The sequence below is a fragment of the Mycobacterium sp. E183 genome, from assembly GCF_001667735.1.
In the GTDB taxonomy this organism is placed as follows: Bacteria; Actinomycetota; Actinomycetes; order Mycobacteriales; family Mycobacteriaceae; genus Mycobacterium.
The window spans coordinates 41,593-65,158 of record NZ_LZJN01000089.1; the positions used below are offsets into that span (position 1 = coordinate 41,593).

General features: G+C 70.2%; 23 protein-coding genes and 1 pseudogene. 7 read left to right on the forward strand and 17 right to left on the reverse strand.

The features are described from left to right. Positions 1-80: 80 nt before the first annotated feature. The 7 genes from A5691_RS08860 to uvrC form a co-directional block, all read right to left on the reverse strand. A complete protein-coding gene (locus A5691_RS08860) occupies positions 81-422 on the reverse strand; it encodes a DUF732 domain-containing protein (protein ID WP_067752988.1) in 342 nt (113 codons plus the stop codon). A gap of 77 nt (positions 423-499) precedes the next feature. Next, entirely contained in the window at positions 500-1,861 is a 1,362-nt protein-coding gene (locus A5691_RS08865; protein WP_068016183.1) for a PPE family protein, read from the reverse strand. A gap of 14 nt (positions 1,862-1,875) precedes the next feature. Beyond that, complete coding sequence (locus A5691_RS08870; protein WP_068266534.1) at positions 1,876-3,141, reverse strand: PPE family protein; 1,266 nt, start codon at positions 3,139-3,141, stop codon at positions 1,876-1,878. Between the two features lie 858 nt (positions 3,142-3,999). Then, positions 4,000-4,977, reverse strand: a complete 978-nt coding sequence (whiA, locus tag A5691_RS08875) for a DNA-binding protein WhiA (protein WP_139272911.1) — start codon at positions 4,975-4,977, stop codon at positions 4,000-4,002. Then, the gene (gene yvcK, locus A5691_RS08880; RefSeq protein WP_067752982.1) at positions 4,974-6,050 is read right to left on the reverse strand and encodes a uridine diphosphate-N-acetylglucosamine-binding protein YvcK; all 1,077 of its coding nucleotides are present in this window, start codon (positions 6,048-6,050) and stop codon (positions 4,974-4,976) included. The genes whiA and yvcK overlap by 4 nt, the downstream gene beginning before the upstream one ends. Then, positions 6,047-6,964: an RNase adapter RapZ gene (gene rapZ / locus A5691_RS08885; RefSeq protein WP_067752979.1), complete on the reverse strand. Its 918-nt coding sequence runs from the start codon at positions 6,962-6,964 to the stop codon at positions 6,047-6,049. The genes yvcK and rapZ overlap by 4 nt, the downstream gene beginning before the upstream one ends. Further along, positions 6,961-8,916: an excinuclease ABC subunit UvrC gene (gene uvrC / locus A5691_RS08890; RefSeq protein ID WP_067752976.1), complete on the reverse strand. Its 1,956-nt coding sequence runs from the start codon at positions 8,914-8,916 to the stop codon at positions 6,961-6,963. Before uvrC ends, rapZ begins: the two co-directional genes overlap by 4 nt. Before the next feature lie 272 nt (positions 8,917-9,188). Between uvrC and A5691_RS08895 the strand changes: the two genes are divergently transcribed. Then, complete coding sequence (locus tag A5691_RS08895; protein WP_067275840.1) at positions 9,189-9,527, forward strand: hemophore-related protein; 339 nt, start codon at positions 9,189-9,191, stop codon at positions 9,525-9,527. 47 nt (positions 9,528-9,574) lie between these two features. Here A5691_RS08895 and A5691_RS08900 read toward each other — a convergent pair whose 3' ends face one another. From A5691_RS08900 to A5691_RS08910, 3 genes are read right to left on the reverse strand one after another with little or no spacing between them, the layout of a single operon-like run. After that, positions 9,575-10,036: a PH domain-containing protein gene (locus A5691_RS08900; RefSeq protein WP_067891077.1), complete on the reverse strand. Its 462-nt coding sequence runs from the start codon at positions 10,034-10,036 to the stop codon at positions 9,575-9,577. Beyond that, positions 10,033-10,512: a 6,7-dimethyl-8-ribityllumazine synthase gene (gene ribH / locus A5691_RS08905; RefSeq protein WP_067275845.1), complete on the reverse strand. Its 480-nt coding sequence runs from the start codon at positions 10,510-10,512 to the stop codon at positions 10,033-10,035. The genes A5691_RS08900 and ribH overlap by 4 nt, the downstream gene beginning before the upstream one ends. 52 nt (positions 10,513-10,564) lie before the next feature. Continuing rightward, positions 10,565-11,842: a bifunctional 3,4-dihydroxy-2-butanone-4-phosphate synthase/GTP cyclohydrolase II gene (locus A5691_RS08910; protein ID WP_068016185.1), complete on the reverse strand. Its 1,278-nt coding sequence runs from the start codon at positions 11,840-11,842 to the stop codon at positions 10,565-10,567. 291 nt (positions 11,843-12,133) lie between these two features. On the opposite strand from A5691_RS08910, the gene A5691_RS08915 reads away from it, so the two are divergent. Next, complete coding sequence (locus tag A5691_RS08915) at positions 12,134-12,409, forward strand: hypothetical protein (protein WP_067891074.1); 276 nt, start codon at positions 12,134-12,136, stop codon at positions 12,407-12,409. Positions 12,410-12,424: 15 nt separating this feature from the next. On the opposite strand, the gene A5691_RS08920 is transcribed toward A5691_RS08915, so the two are convergent. Further along, a complete protein-coding gene (locus A5691_RS08920) occupies positions 12,425-13,018 on the reverse strand; it encodes a riboflavin synthase (RefSeq protein WP_068016188.1) in 594 nt (197 codons plus the stop codon). Between the two features lie 130 nt (positions 13,019-13,148). Here A5691_RS08920 and A5691_RS08925 point away from each other — a divergent pair, with 130 nt between their 5' ends. The 3 genes from A5691_RS08925 to A5691_RS08935 all read left to right on the forward strand — a co-directional run bounded on the left by A5691_RS08925 (position 13,149) and on the right by A5691_RS08935 (position 16,505). Then, a complete protein-coding gene (locus A5691_RS08925) occupies positions 13,149-13,856 on the forward strand; it encodes an LppX_LprAFG lipoprotein (protein WP_067752961.1) in 708 nt (235 codons plus the stop codon). Beyond that, entirely contained in the window at positions 13,853-15,409 is a 1,557-nt protein-coding gene (locus A5691_RS08930; RefSeq protein WP_067752949.1) for an MFS transporter, read from the forward strand. The genes A5691_RS08925 and A5691_RS08930 overlap by 4 nt, the downstream gene beginning before the upstream one ends. Before the next feature lie 268 nt (positions 15,410-15,677). Further along, on the forward strand, positions 15,678-16,505 hold the full coding sequence (locus A5691_RS08935; RefSeq protein ID WP_231980978.1) for a GGDEF domain-containing protein: 828 nt from the start codon (positions 15,678-15,680) through the stop codon (positions 16,503-16,505). Here A5691_RS08935 and ribD read toward each other — a convergent pair. From ribD to fmt, 4 genes are all read right to left on the reverse strand, one after another. Then, a complete protein-coding gene (gene ribD / locus A5691_RS08940) occupies positions 16,502-17,524 on the reverse strand; it encodes a bifunctional diaminohydroxyphosphoribosylaminopyrimidine deaminase/5-amino-6-(5-phosphoribosylamino)uracil reductase RibD (protein ID WP_067891063.1) in 1,023 nt (340 codons plus the stop codon). The two genes, A5691_RS08935 and ribD, sit on opposite strands and share 4 nt — an antisense overlap. Continuing rightward, a complete protein-coding gene (gene rpe / locus A5691_RS08945) occupies positions 17,521-18,210 on the reverse strand; it encodes a ribulose-phosphate 3-epimerase (RefSeq protein WP_067753097.1) in 690 nt (229 codons plus the stop codon). Before rpe ends, ribD begins: the two co-directional genes overlap by 4 nt. A 94-nt stretch (positions 18,211-18,304) precedes the next feature. Then, entirely contained in the window at positions 18,305-19,693 is a 1,389-nt protein-coding gene (locus A5691_RS08950; protein ID WP_068016196.1) for an RsmB/NOP family class I SAM-dependent RNA methyltransferase, read from the reverse strand. Continuing rightward, on the reverse strand, positions 19,690-20,622 hold the full coding sequence (gene fmt, locus A5691_RS08955; protein ID WP_067753094.1) for a methionyl-tRNA formyltransferase: 933 nt from the start codon (positions 20,620-20,622) through the stop codon (positions 19,690-19,692). Before fmt ends, A5691_RS08950 begins: the two co-directional genes overlap by 4 nt. A 170-nt stretch (positions 20,623-20,792) precedes the next feature. Here fmt and A5691_RS08960 point away from each other — a divergent pair, with 170 nt between their 5' ends. Then, positions 20,793-21,605 carry a class I SAM-dependent methyltransferase gene (locus A5691_RS08960; RefSeq protein WP_068016199.1) on the forward strand — a complete coding sequence of 271 codons (813 nt, stop codon included), beginning with the start codon at positions 20,793-20,795 and terminating at the stop codon, positions 21,603-21,605. 3 nt (positions 21,606-21,608) lie between these two features. On the opposite strand, the gene A5691_RS08965 is transcribed toward A5691_RS08960, so the two are convergent. Next, positions 21,609-22,097: a MarR family winged helix-turn-helix transcriptional regulator gene (locus tag A5691_RS08965; protein ID WP_067752933.1), complete on the reverse strand. Its 489-nt coding sequence runs from the start codon at positions 22,095-22,097 to the stop codon at positions 21,609-21,611. A 129-nt stretch (positions 22,098-22,226) separates the two neighbouring features. Continuing rightward, positions 22,227-22,928: a primosome assembly protein PriA gene (locus A5691_RS08970; RefSeq protein WP_197694397.1), complete on the reverse strand. Its 702-nt coding sequence runs from the start codon at positions 22,926-22,928 to the stop codon at positions 22,227-22,229. A gap of 8 nt (positions 22,929-22,936) precedes the next feature. Here A5691_RS08970 and A5691_RS08975 point away from each other — a divergent pair. After that, positions 22,937-23,566 (forward strand): annotated as a pseudogene (locus tag A5691_RS08975) (primosome assembly protein PriA); the annotation flags it as partial.

Consider the following 23,566-nt stretch of genomic DNA (forward strand, 5'->3'; position numbering starts at 1 on the left):
TCTCTGCGACGGGGGAACGTGAGTGCTTATCGACCGCGACTCATACCGCGGCGTTGGCTACTTGGGGTTTCAGGCACCGCCTAGCTCTTCGCGGAAGCGTCGAGTTGTCGCGGGCAGAACGACTTCGCTGATATCGTCGCGAACTGGGCGGCACCGTTGGTCGTCAGCGCGGGATTGTTGTCCCGCAGGTCATTGAGCAGCTGAAGGCCGGACACGCCACGAGAGATCAGGCCGCACACCGCCTTTCCGGCGGCGACGGCTTGATCGGGGTCCGCGAAACTGATCCCCACCCTGTGCAGGTCGGCGATGAAGACCTCGTTGTTCTCGTCGGTCGCCGCTTCGTCCTCCCCGGGGATGGCGTGCGCGGGCGCCGCGGCAACGATGCCCAGCGACACACCGAGAAGCGCTAACAACAGTCTCATCAGTCCTCCTTCGTGCGGATTGCCCGCTATGGCCCGGCCCGGCCCGCGATCACGACGCGAAACCCGTTGCGCCCCAACTATCCCGACTTGGCTTCGGCGCCGCCGACCGCGACCTCCGCGCCGTCCGTCACGTGCACGGCGTGCACGCCCGGCGTCGTTCTGAGTTTGGCGACCAGGTCATCGAGCCCGGCCTCGTCGACGTTCCAGTGCTGCACCTGGTCGGGCATCTCCTGGAGCTGGGCGATGATGCGGTCGAGCTTGACCGGTGGGGTGCGCCGCTCGCCGGTGCCGACGCGGGGCTGCTGGATGCCGGTTGAACTGACCACGCGCGCCGCCGGGCCGCCCAGCGCGCCACCGGCCAGGCTGCCCAGCGTCGCCTCGTTGACCAGGCCGGGGACATCCGCCGCCGCGGCCGCGGCCACGCTGGTGCCGGGCAGAGCCGCCAGCCGGACCGCCGGGGCGGCGGTCGCCCAGCCGGGCGGCACCGAAAGCTTCCCCACCGTCGGCGCGTTGCCCAGCACCGCCGACACCGGTTTGGCCGCGACCCCGGCGGCGACGTGGCCCGGCGACGCCAGACCGGCGCCCAGCGAGGTTTTCGACATCGCGGCGCTCCACGGCGCGTAGATGAAGAAGTTCTTCCACTGCGACACGCCCAGGCCGATGCTGGCGTTGGTGACGTTGGTCCACGTTGCCTGGGTGCCGATCTGGGAAATGCTGGAATACAACGTTTCCCACAGGGGTGCGACGTCCGGGCTCCCCGTGACTCCCCCGATCAGCTGCTGCCAGAACTTGGTGTATTGGCCGGTGAGCGAGGTGAGGTAGTCCTCTATCTGCTTCAGCCAGGACGACAACGACGTGGGCTCTGACGCGGCCGTGGCGGCCGCCTGGGCCGCCGGCCCGCCGTCGTTGGTGGTGGCCGGCGCCCCCTCGAAAGCGGTCAGCTCACCGGCCGATTCCGACGCGCCGGCGTAGCTGAACATGGCGGCGACATCCTGGGCCCACATCTGGCCGTACTCGTCTTCGATCGCCGCGATCGCCGCGTCGTTCTGCCCCAGTAGGTTCGTCTGCAACAGTTCGGCCAACGCGATGCGGTTCGCCGCGACGAGCTGCGGCGGCACGGTCGCGGCCAAGGCGGCTTCGTAGGCGGCGGCCGCGGCGCGGGCCTGGGCGCCGGTCTGCTCGGCTTGGCCCGCGGTGGTCGAGATCCACGCGAGATACGGTGCTACCGCCGCGGCCATCGACTCCGACGACGGACCCTGCCAGGCCTCGCCGACGAGGTCCGAGATCACCGTGCCGTAAGAGGCGGCGGTGGAGTGCAACTCGGCGGCCAGCGTGTCCCAGGCCGCGGCGGCGGCCAGCAGCGGCCCGGCGCCCGGGCCCGCATAGATCTGGGTGGAGATCACCTCCGGTGGCAGCGTTGCGAAATCGCTGAAGACCATTGCCGCACCCTTTCTTATTTGGCGTTCGGCGGGATCACGATGACGGTGGACGTGGTCGCGATGTCGTCGACGACGACGGCACCCGGCACGCGAACGGTCGACCCGGCGACCGCGCGAGTCGCGGTGTCCCCCATGGCACGTCCGGCCAGACTTGACAGGGCAGCCGGGCCGAACATCCCTTGTTGGCCGTTCACGGCCATCGCGGGAGCGGCTTCCACGATCGTCTCCGGCAGCTCGGCCGCCACCGCGCGGATCGCGGGAACGGCAGAAGCCCAATTCGCCGGCACCGACAACGACCCGACCAGCCCGGCCTGACTCGTCGCGGCCGAAACCGGACTCGCACTCGACAACGCGGCCGCTCCGGTCAGCAGGTCGCTGCGCAGCAGCGGCGCAAGGACCCCGGTGAGCGCTTTGGGGTGCAATAGCGGCCCGATACCTTGGATGCCCGTCCCCACGCTCGGGATGCTGAGGGCGATCTGGTACCAGTTCTTCGCGAGGTTGGCCACCCCGAGCGGGGTGTACGGGCCGGAGATCGTGCCCATGATGCTGTTGAAGGTCTTCAGGATCCCGGTGATGTCCGCCAGGCCCAACGGCAGGGCGGCCGCCGGCGTCGTCACCACGTTCGCGCTCACCGCGAGGCTTTGCAGCCCGGCCGGCGCCTGCGAAACCGCCTCCGAGAGCGCAGATTCCACCCTCGAGGCGCTCGACGACCCGAGCGCGGAGGCCACCGCGGCCGACTGGTCGGCCTCCGCGCTGCCCTCGGTGGTCGGCGCCGGCGCCGCGAACGGTGTCAGTTGCGCCGCCGCCGACGACGAGGCGGCATAGGCATACATGGCGCCCGCGTCCTGCGCCCACATCTCGGCGTACTGCGCCTCGGTGGCCGCGATCGCCGGGGTGTTTTGACCCAGGATGTTGGTCGCGATCAGCGAGGCCAGCAAGGCCCGGTTGGCCGCGACCACCGGGGGCGGGACGGTGGCCGCGAAGACGGCTTCGTAGGCGGCCGCGGCCGCCTTGGCCTGCACGGCGGTCTGCTCGGCCTGCACGGCGGTACCGTCTAGCCACGCGATGTAGGTCGTCGCCGCGGTCGCCATCGCCGTCGACGCGGGCCCGCGCCAGAGGACTCTCAGCTCCGAGATCGTGGAACCGTAAGACCCTGCTGCCGAACGTAATTCGGCCGCCAAACCGTCCCAGGAAGCCGCCGCCGCCAGCAGCGGCGCCGGCCCCGGCCCTGAATAGACCCTGCCGGAGTTGATCTCCGGCGGTAACGCCCCGAAATCCATGCCATCCTCCGCCTCCGGCAGTGTCGCCACCGCCGGCCCTGTGCTTGCGTCCGCCGACCAGCCGAACGCCGCCAATCGAGCCCTTCGTGCCGCCGCCGAAAACGGGATAAGAGAATTTGCTGGCGAGCGGGCGATTCCTTGCAGACAGGACACTAGCCAGCCGCGGCCGAAATGCCTTCCGCCCGACTCGCCCGGTTCGGCACCGTCGCAGCGCCCGGGGTGGACGACCGCTTCTGGGTGGGCCCGGCACGCAAAACGGCGATAAACCTCCCTACCTCGCGCGAATCGGACAAGGCGACCGCATGAATACTTGGTGAAAATGCGAGTGGGAAGCCCGGGAAGCGCCGGCGGATGAATAAAAATCTCACGAGCATAAATTGCGATCACGGCGAAATGAGACCGCTGCCGGACGCCTCCACGGGACGGGGCGACGGAGCAGTACCTGGCCATGAGTTGCGTCTGGCCCCAACGGATTCGCCGTGGCACGGGTTACCTGCGCCCGCGTGACTCACCGAAGACCGACACGTCCGAAACTCATATGATCTTCAGAGAAGATATGTGCGTTGTATGAATTCGCCAGTCACCGGCTTGCGTAACAGCGGAGCGGGCGTGCCGCAGTCAGCCGCCTAAGCGCCCGAAATGGGATTGCATGTCACCAAAGAGCGAATTTATGAATTACATGATCTATGTGAATTGAATGTGGAATGTAGATCAGCGCTGCCAGTCCCGGATTATTTGGCACCAATCACGCGGGGCAAGCATTGCCGGCGTGATCACTCATGCGCTCGAACGGGATTTGCCAGGGACAGGGCGGCGGTTAGCTCAGCGTCGCGCCCCCGCTACAAGCCGTTGTCCGGGTCAAGCGTCTTCCAGCAGATCGGGCGTGACCGCCGATTCGGTGTCCGGGATGCCCTCGATCTTCGCCTTGCGGTCGGCCATCGACAGCAGTCGCCGAATTCGGCCCGCCACAGCGTCTTTCGTCATCGGCGGATCGGCGAGCCGGCCGAGCTCCTCCAGCGACGCCTGCCGGTGCTCGACCCGCAGCTTGCCGGCCGAGGCCAGGTGGTCGGGGACCGTGTCGCCGAGGATCTCGAGTGCGCGTTCCACCCGGGCGGCCGCCGCGACCGCGGCCCGGGCCGAGCGGCGCAGGTTGGCGTCGTCGAAGTTGGCGAGGCGGTTGGCCGTCGCACGCACCTCGCGGCGCATCCGGCGCTCCTCCCAGATGAGCCGGGTGTCCTGGGCGCCCATCCGGGTCAGCAACGCGCCGATCGCCTCGCCGTCACGCACCACCACCCGGTCGGCGCCGCGGACCTCGCGGGCCTTCGCGCTGACCCCGAGCCGGCGCGCCGCGCCCACCAGCGCCAGGGCGGCCTCCGGGCCGGGGCAGCTGACCTCCAGGGCCGACGACCGTCCCGGCTCGGTCAGCGAACCGTGCGCCAGGAAGGCCCCGCGCCAGGCGGCTTCGGCGTCGGCGACGCTGCCGCCCACGACTTGGGCGGGCAGACCGCGCACCGGCCGGCCGCGGTTGTCGAGCAGTCCGGTCTGGCGGGCCAGCGCCTCACCGTCGTTGGCCACCCGCAGCACGTAGCGGGTGGTCTTGCGAATCCCGCTGGCCGACAACACATGCACGACGGCGTTGTAGCCGTAGAGCTCGAAGATGTCCTTGCGTAGCCGGCGCGCGACGTTGCCGAGGTCCACCTCGGCCTCCACCACCACGCGACCGCCGACGATGTGCAACCCGCCGGCGAACCTGAGCAGCGACGTGACCTCCGCCCGGCGCGCGCTGACCGACTTCACGACCAGGCGGCTGAGCTCGTCCTTGACTTCGGTCGTCATCGCCACGCGTCGTCACCCCTTGGTCCGCTGCCAGCCGGTCCGCTCCCACCGGTCTGTGGACTTGCACTGTCGACCCGAATATCCGCGGTGGCCGTGACCGGAGGCGCTCCCGGAGCCTTGTGGGCCGTCCGGACCCCGTCCAGGGCCGCCGCGAGTTTGCCCGGATCATGTAAAGGTGTACCAGGTCTGGCCACATCGGCGAAGTGGACCTCGGCTTGAAGCAGCATCGCGGTGCGGCGCAGGTGCTCCCGCTCCCGCTCGCCGGGCACCCGTTCGGCGTCGATGATGATGTCGTGCACGGTGAACCCCGGTGCGTGCTGGGCCAACACGTGCAGATGACGTTCGACGGAGAAGCCCGCCGTCTCCCCCGGCTCGGCCACCAGATTGAGCACCAGCGCCCGACGGGCCGTGGTCGCCCGCAGCGCCGCAGCCAGGCCCGGCACCAGGACATGCGGGATCACGCTGGTGAACCACGAGCCGGGACCTAGCACCACCAGGTCGGCGGCCATGATGGCGTCGACGGCCTGCCGGGTCGCCGGCGGGTCGGACGGGAGCAGCCGCACCCGGCGCACCTTGCCCGGGGTGGTGGCGATCGCCACCTGGCCGCGAATGAGCCGGAACATCCGCGGATCGGTCTCCAGGCCGGAGACGTCGGCCTCGATCTGCAACGCGATCGGGCACATCGGCAGGACGCGGCCCTTGACGCCCAGGATGCGGCCGAGCTCGTCGAGGGCGGCCACCGGATCGGCCAGCACCTCGGACAGCCCGGCGAGCAGCAGGTTGCCGATCGGGTGCCCGGCCAACGCCCCGTTGCCGCCGAATCGGTGTTGCAGGATGGTCGCCCACAGCCGCCCGTGGGGGCTGTCAGATGCCAGGGCCGCCAACGCCATTCGCAGGTCGCCCGGTGGCACCACATCCAATTCGCTACGCAGCCGCCCCGACGAACCGCCGTCGTCCGCGACGGTCACCACGGCGGTCACGTGTGGGGTGAGCCGGCGGGCCGCGGACAGCGTCGCGTACAGGCCGTGGCCGCCGCCCAGGGCGACGATGCCGTGATTCGTCGGCCCGCTCATTCGCGGCCCAGATCCCGGTGCAGCACCCGCACCGACAGTTGAGGATTGGCCTTCAGCAGCCCCATCAGCGCCTCGGCGATCGCGACACTGCGATGCTTGCCGCCTGTGCAGCCGATCGCCACCGTCATGTAGCGCTTGCCCTCCCGGCGGTAGCCGTCGACGACCAGGGACAGCAACCGGTGGTAGGCGTCGAGGAAGTCCGCGGCCCCGGGCTGACTCAAAACGTACTCGCTCACCGCGGGGTCCTGCCCGGTGAGCGGGCGCAGCTCGTCGACCCAGTGCGGGTTGGGCAGGAAACGTACGTCCATCACCATGTCGGCGTCCATCGGCAGGCCGTACTTGAAGCCAAACGATTCGACGGTGACGCTGATCGACGTGCCGGCGTCGCCGCCGAACGCGCGCTCGATGCTCTCCCGCAACCCGCGCACGGACAGGGTCGACGTGTCGATGATCAGATCGGCCGTGGCGCGCACCTGGGCCAGCATCCGGCGCTCGGCGGCGATGCCCTCCGCCAGGGTCGCCTCGCCCTGCAACGGGTGGCTGCGGCGGTTCTGCTCGTAGCGGCGCACCAGCATGTCGTCGGAGGCCTCCATGAACACCACGCGCGGGGTGATGTTGCGGGTGGCCAACTCGTTGCGCACCTCGTCGAGGTCGCCGGTGAAGCCGCGCGACCGCACGTCCATCACCACCGCCAACCGGGTGATCCGAGATCCTGCGTCCATGCCGAAGTCCACCATCCGCGTGATCAGCTGGGGCGGCAGGTTGTCGGCCACGTACCAGCCCAGGTCCTCGAGCACCTTGGCCGCGGTACCCCGCCCGGCGCCCGACAATCCGGTCACCAGAACGACGTCGATGCCGGCCCCGCCTTCGGGGCGGGCCTCCACCGGGTGGCCCTCGGCCACTTCACCCGTCATTCGGCTTCTCCGGGCTGCTCCGGTCGCAGCGCCTCCAGAACGGCGGTGGCGGTGGCCACACCGATTCCGGGAACGGCCGTGATCTGGTCGACGGTGGCCTCCTTGAGGCGGGCTATGGATCCGAAATGGGTTACCAGCGCCTTGCGGCGATGTTCCCCCAATCCTGGCACCGAATCCAGCGCTGAGGCGGTCATTCGCTTAGATCGCTTGCTGCGATGGTAGGTGATGGCGAACCGATGCGCCTCGTCGCGAATTCGTTGCAGCAGATAAAGCCCTTCGCTGTTGCGCGGCATGATGACGGGGTCCGGCTCGGAGGGCACCCATATCTCTTCCAGGCGCTTGGCCAGGCCGATCACCGCGACATCGGTGATGCCGAGGTCTTCGAGCACGGCGCTGGCCGCGTTGACCTGCGGCGCGCCACCGTCGACGACGTAGAGGTTGGGCGGATAGGCGAATCGGCGCGACTTCCCTTCGGGGGAAAGCATATTCGGGTCGTTCTGTTCGCTGAGGTGTCGCGCGAACCGGCGGCGGGTCACCTCGGCGATCGAGGCGACGTCGTCGGAGCGTCCCTGCCCGGCGGCCTCCCGGATCCCGAAGTGGCGGTAGTCCGACTTGCGTGGCAGGCCGTCCTCGAACACCACCAACGAGCCCACCACGTCGGTGCCCTGCACGTGGCTGATGTCGACGCATTCGATGCGCAGCGGCGCGTCGGCCAGCCCCAGCGCCTCCTGAATGTTCTGCAGCGCAGCAGATCTGGCGTTGAAGTCGCCAGCGCGCCTCAGCTTGTGTTGTTGCAGAGCCTCTTTGGCGTTGCGTTGCACCGTCTCGGCCAGCGCCCGTTTGTCACCACGGCGCGGCACCCGCAGCACGACCCGGGAGCCACGCAGGCCGGAGAGCCAGCTGGCCAGTTCATCGGAGTTGGACGGCAGGCAGGGCACCAGCACCTCGCGCGGCACCGGGTTGGCGGCTTCGTCGGCCCCTTGGTTGTCGTGGCCACCCAGTTCGGCCTGCTCCCCGTAGAACTGCGTCAGGAACTGCTCCACCAACTGCTCCTCGCCGGAATCACCGGCCTCCGCGGACTTTTCGACGATCCAGCCGCGCTGGCCGCGCACCCGGCCGCCGCGGACGTGAAACACCTGAACCGCGGCCTCCAACTCGTCGTCGGCGAAGGCGACGACGTCGGCGTCGGTGCCGTCACCGAGCACCACCGCCTGCTTCTCCATCGCGCGCTTGAGCGCCCCCAGGTCGTCCCGCAGCCGCGCGGCGCGCTCGAAGTCGAGTTCGTCGGATGCGGCCTGCATCCGCTGTTCCAGCTCGCGGGCGAAGCGGTCGGTCTTGCCGGACAGGAAGTCGCAGAAGTCGTCCACGATCTGGCGGTGCTGCTCGGCGCTGACCCGCCCGATACAGGGCGCCGAGCATTTGTCGATGTAGCCGAGCAGGCACGGACGGTCGATCTGCTTGTGCCGCTTGAACACACCGGCCGAGCACGTGCGGGCCGGGAAAACGCGGGTGAGCAGGTCCAGCGTCTCCCGGATCGCCCAGGCGTGGGAGTAGGGCCCGAAATAGCGGACCCCCTTGCGGCGCGGACCGCGATAGACCATCAGCCGCGGAAATTCCTCGTTGAGGGTGACGGCCAGCACCGGGTACGACTTGTCGTCGCGGTAGCGGACGTTGAAGCGGGGGTCGAACTCTTTGATCCAGTTGTATTCGAGCTGCAACGCCTCGACTTCGGTGTTGACCACGGTCCACTCGACCTTGGCGGCGGTGGTCACCATCTGCCGGGTGCGCGGATGCAGGCTTGCGATGTCGGCGAAGTAGGACGTCAGCCTGCTGCGCAGGCTCTTGGCCTTCCCGACGTAGATGACTCGCCCGTGCGCGTCCCGGAATCGGTAGACGCCCGGCTCGACCGGGATGGACCCGGGCGGGGGACGGTACGTGGCGGGATCTGGCACTCATCCAGGCTAGTAGCCGCCCGGGACACGCCGGCGCCGCGGGAGCACGGCTCGACGCGGCGAAAACGCCGCCCCCGGTTCGGGCGCATCCTGTAACGCATTCGAGCGCTTGTTCGATAGACAAGTAGCCCACCGACCGATCCGCCAATTCCCGAAAAGGCCCAATGACCTCGGATTATGACGACCGGTCGGCGGTGTGGACGGTTTGTTCTGGTTACCAAGGGGGTAGCTGGACGTTACAGTGGGTGGCAATCAATGGAGGGAGTCCACAGATGTTCAAGCGCTCGTTGACCAGGATCGCGATGGGGGTCGGCGGCCTGGCATTGGCGTCGACCGCCGCAGCTGGGGTCGCATCCGCGGCCCCCGACTACGGCCCGATGATCAACACGACCTGCAGCTACGACCAGGCGATGCGGGCGGTGCACGCGGAAAACCCGATGGCCGCTCAGTACCTCGACCAGTCGCCGCCGAACCAGCAGTTCTTGCAGCAGTACCTGGCGTCGTCGCCGGATCAGCGCGTGAACCTGCTGCACGCCATCGAGCACAACCAGGGCGCGCAGCAGGCTTTGCCGATCTTCCAGCAGATGATGACCGACTGTAAGAACTTCTGACCCGCTCACCTGAAGGGAGCTATCCGTGCCGGCACGGATAGCTCCCTTCAGTGCGTAGGAAGGTCCGGCCGGTACTGCGCCAGCAGCGACCGCACGGTGTCCATGGCGTTGACCGCGCGTTCCTTGTCGACGGCCTGGATGGCCATCACGGGAATGTATTCGTCGTCGGGTAGATCGACGCGCGCCCACCGGTTGCCCACCGGGAACGAGACGCCGGCGACGTCCGGCCACTCGATGAGCTTGTCGCCCAACAGGTTACGCACGGAGATTCCCGCCGCCCCGATCCGCAGCCGCGGCCGGGCGAACAGCAGCACCAGCCCGGCGAGCACCAGGCCGAGCAGGGCCATCGCCACCTGGTCGGTGGTCTGGAACACCACCCCGGTGGATCCGACCTTGAGCAGGAAGCCGATCGCGATGTGCACCGCGGCGATGGTGAACGCCGCGACGTAGACGAATATCGGTGTGCGGTGGGGACGCAACTCGACGTCCCAGCCCTCGCTCGTGGTCACGACCGAGCGCGCAACTCACGCAGCGTCAGCGCCGCGGTCAATGCCGCCCCGGCCGCCTGGGCGCCCTTGTCTTCGACCGATTCCGGAAGCCCGGCGCGATCAAGCGCCTGCTGCTCGGTGTTGGTCGTCAGCACCCCGTTGGCGACCGGCGTCGAGGCGTCCAGCGCCACCCGGGTCAAGCCCTGGGTCACGGCGTCGCAGACGTACTCGAAGTGCGGTGTTCCCCCGCGGATCACGACACCCAGGGCGATGACCGCGTCGTGGTTGCGAGCGAGCTCCTGCGCCACCACCGGGAGCTCGATGGCGCCCAGCACGCGGACCACCGTCGGGTTGTCGATGCCCGACTCGGCGGCCACCCGGCGGGCGCCGTCCAGCAGCGCTTCGCAGATCTTGCTGTGCCAGGTGCTGGCCACGATGCCGACGCGCAGGCCGGACGCGTCGAGCGCCGGGATGTCCGGCTCCCCGCTACCGCTCACCTGCGCCGTCCCCCACCAGCGGGAGGCGCCCCCGCTGCGTCGTCGCCGGCGGTCACAGAGCGCCGCCGAACTCGCCCGGCAGGTGAACCGATTCGTGGAAGTCGTCGAGACCGGCCAGGTCGTGGCCCATCTTGTCGCGCTTGGTCATCAGGTAGCGGATGTTCTCGGCGTTGGCGCGGACAGGCAGCGGCACCCGCTCGATGATGTGCAGGCCGTAGCCGTCCAGCCCGACGCGCTTGGCCGGATTGTTGGTCAGCAGCCGCATCGAGCGCACCCCGAGGTCGACCAGGATCTGCGCCCCGATTCCGTAATCCCTTGCGTCAGCGGGCAATCCGAGTTTGAGATTGGCGTCGACGGTGTCCTCGCCGGCGTCCTGCAGCTGGTAGGCCTGCAGCTTGTGCATCAGGCCGATGCCGCGGCCCTCGTGGCCGCGCATGTACAGCACGATGCCTCGCCCCTCCCGCGCGACCATCGCCATCGCGGCGTCCAGTTGGGGCCCACAATCGCAGCGCCGGGAGCCGAACACGTCACCGGTCAGGCACTCGGAGTGCACGCGCACCAAGACGTCGTCGCCGTCGGCGTTCGGCCCGGCGATCTCGCCGCGCACCAGCGCGACGTGTTCGACGTCCTCGTAGATGCTGGCGTAGCCGATGGCACGAAACTCGCCGTGCCGGGTCGGTATGCGGGCCTCGGCGATCCGCTCGATGTGCTTCTCGTGCTTGCGTCGCCACTCGATGAGGTCGGCGATGGTGATCAGTGCGAGGTCGTGCTCGTCGGCGAAGACCCGCAGCTCATCGGTCTGCGCCATCGAGCCTTCGTCCTTTTGGCTGACGATCTCGCAGATCGCGCCGGCCGGCTGCAACCCGGCCATCCGGGCCAGGTCGACGGCGGCCTCGGTGTGCCCGGGCCGGCGCAGCACGCCGCCGTCCTTGGCGCGCAACGGAACCACGTGCCCCGGGCGGGTGAAATCGTTGGCGACGCTGGCGGGGTCGGCCAGCAGCCGCATGGTGGTGGCCCGATCGGAGGCCGAGATTCCGGTGCCCACACCGTTTTTCGCGTCGACGGTGACGGTGTAGGCGGTCCCGTGCTTGTCCTGGTTCACCGCGTACATGGGCAGCAGAGCCAGCCGGTCGCAGATCGCGCCGTCCAGCGGCACGCAGAGGTAGCCCGAGGTGTAGCGGACCATGAACGCCACCATCTCCGGCGTCGCCTTCTCGGCGGCGAAGATCAGATCGCCTTCGTTCTCACGATCCTCGTCATCGATGACGACCACGGCCTTACCGGCCGCAATGTCGGCAACCGCCCTCTCGACGGAGTCCAACCTCGTCATCGTCGCTACCTTGCTGTCTCAGGGGTCCGCAGGAAGAGCCCAAGTCTTGCATTCAGTATGAACCACCGGGCGAGGGCGGTTATTGCGATGCTGTTCACAGGGACGCGCGGGCGCGGGCGACCCCGGGAGGTTGTGCCCCTATACATTCGTCGCGGCTCGCACTGCATCATCGGCCTGAACCGCGGGCAAAAGCGCCCCGCTCGCGGTCGCCGGCCGCGGGTGGGCTCCAGCAATAGGCCGACTGCGGCGAAACGGCTCCCTATTCGCGGCCAGCAATCTACTCTGACCGGCATGAGCATCACAGTGAGACTGGCGGTACCGGTCGTGACCTCGATATTCGCGGCCGGACTTGGAGCGGGCATCGCCTGCCCGCAACGGGCCACGGCCGACGCGTGCGCCGACGTCGGCGGTCGGCACGTGAGCGTCGGTGGCTGCACCGACCCGGGGCGCTGGGGTAACTGGGTGCTGCCCGCCGGTGCGATGACGGTCCCGCCGCCCGACGCACCACCGCCGTGCTACACCCCGTCCGGCGAGCCATACTGGACGCCGCCGGGCGAGCCCTGCTGACCCGAGGCGGCAGGCTTATCGCGCGGTGAGCAACCGCTCTACGTACTTCGCGATCACGTCGACTTCCAGGTTCACCTGCGTCCCGACCGGGGCGCGACCCAACGTGGTCAGCTCCCGGGTGGTGGGGATCAGCGAAACCTCGAACCAGTCGGGGCCGAGCCCGGAGACCGTCAGGGAGATGCCGTCGACGGTGATCGATCCCTTCTCGACGACGTAGCGCGCCACCGCCGCGGGGACCTCGATCCGCACCACTTCCCAGTGCTCGGACGGCGACCGGCTGACCACCTGACCCGTCCCGTCCACGTGCCCCTGCACGATGTGCCCACCGAGCCGGCTGTTCACCGCCGCGGCGCGCTCCAGGTTGACCGGGCTGCCGACCTCCAGAGCGCCCAGGTTCGACCGGGTGAGGGTTTCGGCCATCACGTCGGCGGTGAACTGGCCGTCGGGCAGCAGCTCCGCGACGGTCAGGCAGACGCCGTTGACGGCGATCGAGTCGCCGTGCCCGGCGTCCGAGGTGACGACGGGTCCGCGGATGGTGAGCCGGGCGGCGTCGGCCAGCACGTCGCGCCCCGTCACCTCTCCGAGTTCCTCGACAATTCCGGTGAACATGCCATCAGGTTAATCGGACGCCCAAACGCGGCGGTCGCGCTGGTGAGCAGCCCCAAACCGGCGTCGCCGGGCGGGCACCGGGCCCCCGCGTCTCCAAAGCCGGCCGGCGGCACCCTCTACGATGCAAGGTATGCAGACCCGCCGCCGTCTATCGGCCGTCATCGCATCCCTGACCCTCGCCACCGCCTTGATCGCCGGCTGTTCGTCGGGTTCAAAGCAGAGCGGCGCCCCGCTGCCCGACGCCACGACCCTGGTCAAGCAGTCGGCCGACGCCACCAAGGCCGTCAAGAGCGTGCACCTGGTCCTGTCGATCCAAGGCAAGATCCAGGGGCTGCCCATCAAGACGCTCACCGGTGACCTCACCACGGCGCCGGCCACCGCCGCCAAGGGCAACGCCACCATCACCCTGGGTGGATCCGACATCGACGCCAACTTCGTGGTCGTCGACGGCACCCTGTACGCCACCCTGACGCCGAACAAGTGGAGCGACTTCGGCAAGGCTTCCGACATCTACGACGTGTCGGTGCTGCTGAACCCGGACACCGGGCTGGGCAACGCGCTGGCCAACTTCAGCAACGCCAAGGCCGAGGGCCGCGAGACCATCAACGGGCAGAGCACCATTCGGGTCAGCGGCAACGTGTCGGCGGACGCGGTGAACAAGATCATGCCGCAGTTCAACGCGACGCAGCCGGTGCCCAGCACGGTGTGGATCCAGGAGAGCGGCGACCACCAGCTGGTGCAGGCGAACATGCAGAAGAGTTCGGGCAATTCCGTTCAGGTCACCCTGTCGAACTGGGGTGAGCAGGTCCAGGTCACCAAGCCCCCGGTGAGTTCATGAGTTCGCAGACCGGACGCCGCGTCGCGATCAGCGCCGGCAGTCTGGCGGTGCTGCTGGGCGCGCTGGACGCCTATGTCGTCGTGACGATCATGCGCGACATCATGAGCGACGTTCACATCCCCATCAACCAGCTGCAGCGCATCACGTGGATCATCACGATGTACCTGCTGGGCTACATCGCCGCCATGCCGCTGCTGGGCCGGGCCTCGGACCGGTTCGGCCGCAAGCTGGTGCTGCAGGTCAGCCTGGCCCTGTTCATGGTGGGCTCGGTGGTGACCGCCCTCGCCGGGCACTGGGGCGATTTCCACCTGCTGATCGCCGGCCGCACCATCCAGGGTGTGGCCAGCGGCGCGCTGCTTCCGGTCACCCTCGCCCTGGGCGCCGACCTGTGGGCGCAGCGCAACCGCGCCGGCGTGCTGGGCGGCATCGGCGCCGCGCAGGAGCTCGGCAGCGTGCTGGGCCCGCTGTACGGGATCTTCATCGTGTACCTGTTCCACGACTGGCGCTACGTGTTCTGGATCAACGTGCCGCTCACCCTGATCGCGATGGCGATGATCCAATTCAGCCTCCCGTCGCACGAGAAGGTCGAGAACCCCGAGCGGGTCGACCTGGTCGGCGGAGTGCTGCTCGCGGTCGCCCTGGGCCTGGCCGTCATCGGCCTGTACAACCCGCAACCCGACGGCAAGCAGATCCTGCCGAGCTACGGGCTCCCGCTGGTCATCGGGGCGGTCGTCGTCGCGGTGCTGTTTTTGCTCTGGGAACGGTTCTCGCGCACCCGGCTGATCGAGCCGGCGGGGGTGCACTTCCGCCCCTTCCTGGCCGCGCTGGGCGCATCGTTGGCCGCAGGTGCGGCGCTGATGGTGACGCTGGTCGACGTGGAGCTGTTCGGCCAGGGCGTGCTGCAGATGGACCAGACGCAGGCCGCCGGCTTGTTGTTGTGGTTCTTGATCGCGCTGCCGATCGGGGCCGTGCTGGGCGGCTGGATCGCCACCCGCGTGGGCGACCGGGTGATGACGTTCATCGGGCTGCTGATCGCGGCCTACGGTTACTGGCTGATCCACTACTGGCGCCAGGACGTATTGAGCCAGAAGCACGACATCTTCGGGGTGTTCAGCGTTCCCGTGTTGCACGCCGACCTTCTGGTCGCCGGCATCGGCCTGGGCCTGGTGATCGGGCCCCTGACGTCCGCGGCGCTGCGGGTCGTGCCGTCGGCACAGCACGGCATCGCCTCGGCGGCCGTGGTGGTGGCCCGGATGACCGGCATGCTGATTGGGGTCGCGGCGCTCAGCGCGTGGGGCCTCTACCGGTTCAACCAGATCGTCGCGGGGCTGACCGCTGCGATACCGCCCAACGCCTCCCTGCTGGAGCGGATCGCCGCGCAGGGGACGATGTACCTCAAGGCGTTCGCAATGATGTACGGCGACATCTTCAGCGCCACCGTGGTCATCTGCATCGTGGGAGCGCTGCTCGGCCTGTTGATCGGCGGTCGCAAAGAACACGCCGAGGAGCCGGAAGCCGTTGAGCCGCAAGCGGTTTCGTTGGGCGAGCGCTAGCGCCACGCGCTTCCGATCGTCACCGGCGGACCGGTAGCACACCCGACAGGGTGGCCGGCACCGGCGCTTGGGTCCCGCACGGTGGCCCCGGGTCTCCTATTCTGGCTGCGTGCCGTGGCGCATTGATCCTCAACCGTCAGCCGAACGGCTGCACGCGATCGGCTGCACGGCGTTCCTTGCGATGCTCGGCTTATACGCCGCGGCCGGAACGCACGCCGGAACCACCGGCCGCGACACCACCCTGAATTGGGCGCTCGGCGCGGCCGCGTTGCTGGCGGCGTTCGTCGCGCTGACGGGCCGGCTCCGCGGTTGGCAAGGCCGGCGCGGATTGCTGGTGGGATGGCCGGTGGCGTCGCTTGTCGTCACCCTCCTCGCCGGAGCCATCGAACCGGCCGCCACGCGCGACTTCCCCGGCACGATCACGATCACCTTCGCCTACCTCGGCCTCACCGGTCGGCGGTGGCGCTCACTGGCCCTGCTCCCGCTCGGCGCCGCGGCGTTCGTGGTGGCCTGCGTGAAACCGCTTCCCGCCTCGACGCTGACCGTGGTGCTGGCCGCGACCATGTGGGTCCTCGTCGCGGAGGTGCCGGCCTGGCTCATCGACCGGCTCGTGCAGCAGAGCCTGTTGCTGCGCGACATCGCGCAGACCGACGCGTTGACCCAATTGCTGAACCGGACCACCCTGGCACACCGGCTGTCGCAACACGCCGGCCGGTGCGCCGTGGTGCTCGCCGATCTCGACAACTTCAAGCGCTACAACGACCGTCACGGCCACGAGGCCGGCGATGAAGTTCTGGTCGCCTTCGCCGACGCGCTGCGCCGGTCGGCCCGCAAGAATGACGTCGCCTTCCGCATCGGCGGCGACGAATTCCTCCTCCTGCTGATCGATGCCGATGCTCCCGAGGCCGGGCGGATCCTCGATCGGCTCCGCCGCCGGTGGGCCGAGGTCGGCGCGCCGGTCGACTTCAGCGCAGGCATTGCCGCCGGCGAGCGCGACGTCATGCGTCTTGCCGACGCAGACATGTATGCCGACAAGCGTGCGCGCGGCCTAACCGGCAAGGACCCGATGCAAGGCGATTCGGCCGGTCACCGCTAATCGACGCGTGGAACCAGGCTGAGCACGAGATCCGGCCCGAGCCGGTCCACTCCGTCGAAATGCCAGCGCAACGCCCGCGCGATGGTGGGCACCCCGACGTCGTCGACGACGGAGATCGGGCCGCCCAGCAGCGTCGGCGCGACGTACGCCAGGATGCGGTTGACCGCCCCCGCCCGCAGGAACGCGCCCGCGAGGGTGGGACCGCCCTCCAGCAGGACGTCGGTGCGGTCCGACAACGCCTTGATCACCTCCATGGGGTCGTGCGTGCGAATCACCATGGTCCGCGAGTCGTCGTTGAGAACCTTTGCCTCCGAAGGTATTTCGCGCATTCCCACCACCACGCGCAGCGGTTGCCGGTCGGCCAGCGAGCCGTCGGGCAACCGGGCGGTCAGCGCCGGATCGTCGGCCAGCACGGTGCCCGTGCCGACCACGATCGCGTCGGCCGCCGCGCGGCGGCGATGCAGGTCCAGCCGCGAGGCCTCGCTGGAAATCCATTGGCTGGTGCCATCGGCGGCCGCGCTGCGGCCGTCGACGCTGCCGGCGTACTTCCAGGTGACGTGCGGCAGCCCGGTCCGCTGCTTGTGCAGCCACTCCCGCAAGGGCCCGCCGGCCACCTCGTCGCCCAGCACCCCGGCCGTCACCCGCACGCCGGCCTCGGTCAGCCGGGCCGCGCCACCGGCGGCGTCCGGGTTCGGGTCGGCGACGGCGTAAACCACCGCCGCGAGCTCGGCCGCCAGGAGGGCGTTCACGCACGGCGGGGTCTTGCCGTAGTGGTTGCAAGGCTCGAGGGTGACCACCGCGGTTCCGCCGGCCGCCAGGTCGCCGGCCCGCCGCAACGCCAACACCTCGGCGTGGTCGCCGCCGGCGGGTTCGGTGCCACCGACGCCGACGACCACGCCCGCGGAGTCCAGGATGACCGCACCCACGGGCGGGTTCGGATAGGTGGTGCCCTTGACGTGGTTGGACTGCTCGATCGCCAGGCGCATGGCCGCGTCGAGGCCGCCCGCGGGCTGGTTCATCGGCGCAGGTGCGGTGAGGCGGCGGCGGCCTGCCTCCGCAGCGCCTCGATGGCGGCCTCCGGGTCCTCCGCGCCGTAAACGGCCGACCCGGCGACGAAGCAGTCGACGCCGGCCTCGGCGGCCTGCTCGATGGTGTCGTCGTTGATGCCGCCGTCGATCTCGACCAGGATCGTCAGCTCCCCGGCGTCGATCAGCTTGCGCGCGGTGCGCACCTTGCTCAGCACGTCGGGGATGAAGCTTTGGCCGCCGAAGCCGGGTTCGACCGACATGATCAGCAGCGTGTCGAACTGCGGCAGGATCTCCAGGTACGGCTCGAGCGGGGTGCCCGGCTTGACGCTGATACCGGCCTTGGCGCCCGCGGCGCGGATATCGCGCGCCACGCCGACCGGGTTGTCGGTGGCCTCGGCGTGGAACGTCACGTTGTAGGCGCCGGCCTCGGCGTAGCCGGGCGCCCACCGGTCGGGGTCCTCGATCATCAGATGGCAGTCCATCGGGATGTTCGTGGTGGCCAGCAGGCTTTCGACCACCGGCAGGCCGATGGTCAGGTTCGGCACGAAGTGGTTGTCCATCACGTCGACGTGCAGCCAGTCGGCGCCCACGACGGCGGCGGCCTCGTCGGCTAGCCGCGCGAAATCGGCGGACAGGATGGACGGCGCGATCAGCGGCCTACCGGTGTTGCCAGACATGTGCGCCAGACTACTGAGCGCCGCCGGCGGCTTCACGCCGGCAAGCCGCGCCGTTCCCCGCCCGCGCCCGATTGCCCGGGCGCTCGCCGCGGCCCTACCCCGCTTCTCGGCGCAGCGCGGCCGCGAACATCGCATCGGTGCCGTGTCGATGCGGCCAGAGCTGGACGTGCGGCCCATCCCCCAGCCCGGTGACCGGCTCGAAGAGCGGCCGAGTGTCCAACGCGGACACCGGATGCCGGCGCAGCGCGTCGGCCACCACGCCGACGGTCTCGGCGAGATGCGGCGAGCAGGTCGCGTAGAGCACCACACCGCCCGGCCGGGTCAGCTCGATCGCGGCGCCCAGCAGCTCGCGCTGCAATTTGGTGAGCGCGGGCACGTCGCCCGGCTGGCGTCGCCACCGGGCCTCGGGCCGGCGCCGCAGCGCGCCCAGCCCGGTGCACGGCGCGTCGACGAGAACCCGGTCGAACGTCGGCTCGAGTCCGCTTCGCCGCCCGTCCACCCGCAGCACGTCGACCGGGAGGCCGCGGGTGTTCTGCACAACCAGGTCGGCGCGGCGGGGCGCGGGCTCCACGGCCGTGACGCGGGCCCCGGACTCCGAGCCCAGCGCGGCCAGCAGCGCGGTCTTGCCGCCCGGTCCGGCACACAGGTCCAGCCACCGCCCCGCATCGTCCTCGACCGGCGCCAAGGTCAGCGCCCGCGCGACCAGCTGGCTGCCCTCGTCCTGGACCAGCGCGGCGCCGTCGCGTACCTGGGCCAGCCGACCCGGGTCGCCGCCCGGCAGGTACACCGCGTAGGGCGAATACCGGCCGACCGTGCCGCCGACGGCGTCGGCCAGCTCGGCGGCGCTCAGCACACCGGGACGGGCGGCCAGGTGCACCTGCGGGCGGTCGTCGTCGCTGGCCAGCACCGCGTCGAGCTCGGCCGCGGCCGGCCCCAGCGCATCGGCGAAGGCCTGCGCGATCCAGCGCGGGTGCGCGTGCACGAAGGCGGCATGACCGACCGGATCGCGCGCCGAATCGGGCGCCAGCTCCTCGACCCAGGACTTCTCGTCCCGGGCGGCGACGGCGCGCAGTACGCCGTTGACGAAACCCGCTCGCGCCGAATCGAATTCGATCCCCGCCTGTTCCACCGTCGTCGAGACCGCGGCGTAGGTGTCGACCCTGGTGCGCAGCAACTGGTAGGTGCCCAACCGCAGCAGATCGAGCAGCACCGGGTCGATGGTGTCCGGCGACCGGTTGGCGGCGGCCCCGATGACCGCGTCGAGCAGGCCCCGGGTGCGGCAGGTGCCGTAGGTCAGTTCGGTGGCGAACGCGGCGTCGCGGCCGCCGATTCCGCGTTCGCGCAGCAGGGCGGGCAGGGCCAGGTTCGCGTAGGCGTCGCGCTCGCTGACCGCCCGCAGCACGTCGAACGCGGCGGCGCGTGCCGGGTCGAACGGCCGCCGCCGCCTGCCGCGCCCGCGGTCGGTGGGCCGCGGCGGGCTCATGTCGCCCGCGCCGCGGAGTCGAGACGCGCTCCCCGGGCCCAGTCGACCGCGTTCATGAGCTTCTTGCCGGGTGGTTGAATCTGGCCCAGCCGCACCGCCTGCGAGCCGGTGCCGATCCACACGTTCTTGCGGTCAACGTGAATAGCGCCGGGCGCCAACGGTTCTGGGGCATCGGCGTCGATACTCACCGGGCCGAGCTTGATGCGCAGGTCGCCGATCAGCGTCCAGGCGCCCGGATTGGGTGTGACCGAGCGGATCCGGCGCTCCACGACCGGCGCCGGCAGGTCCCAGCGCACGCGGGCCTGCTCGACGGTGATCTTCGGCGCGATGCTGACCCCGTCGGCGGGTTGCGGTCGCGGCGTCAACGTCCGGTCTTCGATGCCGTCCATGGTGGTCGACAGCAGCGCCGCGCCCGAAACGGCCAGTCGCCCAAGCAGTTCCCCGGCGGTGTCGGTCGGCCGGATCGTCTCGGTGACGACGCCGTAGACGGGCCCGGAGTCCAGGCTGGGCTCGATCTGAAAGGTCGTCGCGCCGGTGACGGTGTCCCCGGCCGCGATCGCCGCCTGCACCGGCGCCGCCCCGCGCCAGGCTGGTAGCAGCGAGAAGTGCAGGTTGATCCATCCGTGCGGGGGCACGCCGAGCAGGCCGTCGCGCAGCAAGGCGCCGTAGGCCACGACGGCGCAGCAGTCGGGCGCCAGCTCTCGCAGTTCGGCGACGAATTCGTCCGAGTTCGGCCGCGCCGGCCGCAGCAACGGGATGCCCCGGTCGAGCGCTTCGCGGGCCACCGGCGACGGCTGCGGCCGACCGTGTCGGCCGACGGCCGCGTCGGGCCGGGTCAGCACGGCGATCACCTCGTGACGGGGCGAGTCGATGAGGCGGCGCAGCGCGGGCAGCGCGGGTTCGGGGGTGCCGGCGAAGACGAGACGCACCGGCACAGTCTAGAAAGCGGCGCCCGCCACCCACCAAAAACTTGCGCGAGTCGATTATTTCTCATGCATACTGTTTCTAGCGGTTATCATCTGCCGATGTGACCGCACTGCCGTGCTGGTGACAACGGGGTCGAGTGGGCAGCCCTTTTCCTTACCACGAAGGAGGTCTGATGACCCTCGACACGACGATCAGCGACAGCGCCGTGCATCGCACCGTATGGGCGCTGGGCGACTACGCCCTGATGGCCGAGGAAGTGATGGCGCCGCTGGGCCCGGTCCTGGTCAGGGCCACCGGCGTCGGCCCCGGCGTCCGCGTGCTCGACGTCGCCGCCGGCTCCGGAAACATCTCGCTGCCCGCGGCCGCCACGGGTGCCACGGTGGTGTCCAGCGACCTCACCCCCGAGCTGCTGCAGCGGTCGCGGGCCCGCGCCGCGGCGCAGGGCCTGACGCTCGACTACCGGGAAGCCAACGCGCACGCGCTGCCCTTCGGCGACGGCGAGTTCGACGTCGTGATGTCCGCGATCGGCGTCCAGTTCGCCCCCGATCAGCAGCGGGCCGCCGACGAGCTGGTCCGGGTCTGCCGGCCGGGCGGGACGATCGGCGTGATCAGTTGGACGCCGGAGGGATTCTTCGGCCGGATGCTCGCCACCATCCGGCCGTACCGCCCCAGCCTGTCGCAGGCCGTGCCGCCCGCCGCGCTGTGGGGGCGCGAGGGCTACGTCACCGGACTGCTGGGCCACCGTGTCGTGCGGGTGACCGCGGTGTGCGGACTGCTCAAAGTGAACCGGTTCGACAGCGCCGAGGCGGTGCACGCCTACTTCAAGAACCACTACGGCCCGACGATCGAGGCCTACACGAACATCGGCCACAACCGCGTGCTGGCCGCCGAGCTGGACGCGCAACTCGTCGAGCTCGCGGAGCAATATCTCGCCTACGGCAGCATGGACTGGGAGTACCTGCTGGTCACCGCCGAGAAGCGGTGACGGCTAAAGGTCGATCTCGGCGTCGAGGTGAACGTCCGGCTCGCCGCCGGCGGCGGTGAAGGCGGTCAGGGCCCGCACCAGCCCGTGGCGCTCCGCCGGCGGCATCTTTTCCACGATGGCCGCGATCTCGGCGCGCCGGTAGGAGGTGACTTGGCGAACGACCTCGCGCCCCCGCTTCGTCAGCGCGGCCAGCAGCTCGCGCCGGGAGGTCGGGTGCGGGAGGCGGTCGATCAGCCCGGCCGCGACCAGCCGGTCGACCATCCGCCCGGTGGCCGACGGCTGCACCCCGAGCAGGCCGGCCAGCGTGGCGAGGTTCACCGGGCCCCGATTGGACAGGATCACCAGCGTCCGGAACTGCGGAATCGTGATGGTCTCGTCCACCTGCCCGATGGACCGCGCCGAAATGGCGACCAGCAAGCGGGAAGCCGTCAGCAAAGCGTCGGTGATTACGTCCAGCGAATCGTCCGCCGTGGTCACGTTCTCCGCTGCCATCTCGCCCCTTCTTCGGGATCGTCTCCGGCCTATCGGCGGCAGAAGACCAGGAAGTGTAACAACCTTCCAATGTCGTAGTCAGGCATTATTTCCGACGCATACTATCGCCTCGGGCAGGATTTGGCGAGGTCATCCGATGTGCAGCGGATCGATCTGCACCCGGACCGGCTCGTGGGTCTGGCGCGCGGACAACACGCTCACGCCGCGGCGCAGCGCCGCGGCCAGCGCCAGCCCCTGCTCCCGGCGGGCGCGCACCAGCATCCTGGTCACCGGCACTCCGGCCGGGGTCCCCGCCGGCCGGCGGACACCCGCCGGCAAATCCACCGGCCCCAACACGTCGGCGCCCTCCGGTAACCCGGCCTCCTCGAGCAGCGCCGCCACCGCGTCGGCGGCGCCGTCCAGGGCCGCCATGTGCACGCTCGGCGGCAGGCCCACCTCCGTCCGGGCCGCCAGGTCGGCCTCGGCATGACCCACCGGATCCCAGCGGATCAGCGATTGCACCGTGGGGATCGACGATTCGGCCACCGCCAGCACCACCCCGCCGTCGCCGCGGGCACGCACCAGCGCCGCGGCGGACATCCAGCGCCACAGCGCGTCCTCCGCGGCGCGCAGGTCCTGGCGGCCCAGCAGCGCCCAGGTGTCCAGCAGCAGCGCCGCCCCGTAACCGCCCGCCGCGGCGGGCTCCGCCCCCGGCGTGGCCACCACCAGCGCCGGGCCGGCGGCCACCTGCGGGACGACGCCCTCGCCCGACGAGGTGACCACCGCGGTGCCGGGAAACGCGCGCCCGAGTTCTTCGGCGGTGCGGCGCGCCCCGACGACCACGGCGCGCACCGCGTCCGACCCGCAGCGCGGCTTTCGCGCCGCTGAGCGATCTGGGTCTGGTGATGGTGTGGGCGGACGCCGACGACAGCCTGGCCGAGCCCCGGGCGCCGTACCCGCACGCCCGCGAGGTGGCGATGCTGCGCGCCCACCAGGCGCGGTGCGCGGCGCTGATCGGGGGCTACGCGCGCACCGCCGAGGCGCAGGCGTTGGTGCGCAGCGGGTGGGCGCACGACATCGTCGCGGCCCGGGCGGTGGTGCGCGCCCGCACGCCGCGGGTGGTCGCCCTCGACGACACCGGTTACGCCGACGAACGCGACCCGGCCGCGCGGACCGCGCGCATCCCGTCGATCGCGCTGCGCGCCGCCCGCTCGTCGCTGGAGGCCGGGGCGCCGGTGCTGGTGCAGGTGCCGCGGCGCGGATACGTCCCGTCGCTGGCCTGCGCGCGCTGCCGCACCATCGCCCGGTGCCGGCACTGCACGGGTCCGCTCTCCCTGGCCGAGTCGTTGCGGGAGGGCGGCCCGGCGCTGGTCTGCCGTTGGTGCGGGCGGACTGAGCCGACGCGGCGCTGCGCGCGCTGCGGGTCGGACGCGGTGCGCGCCGTGGTCGTCGGGGCGCGCCGCACCGCCGAAGAACTCGGGCGCGCGTTT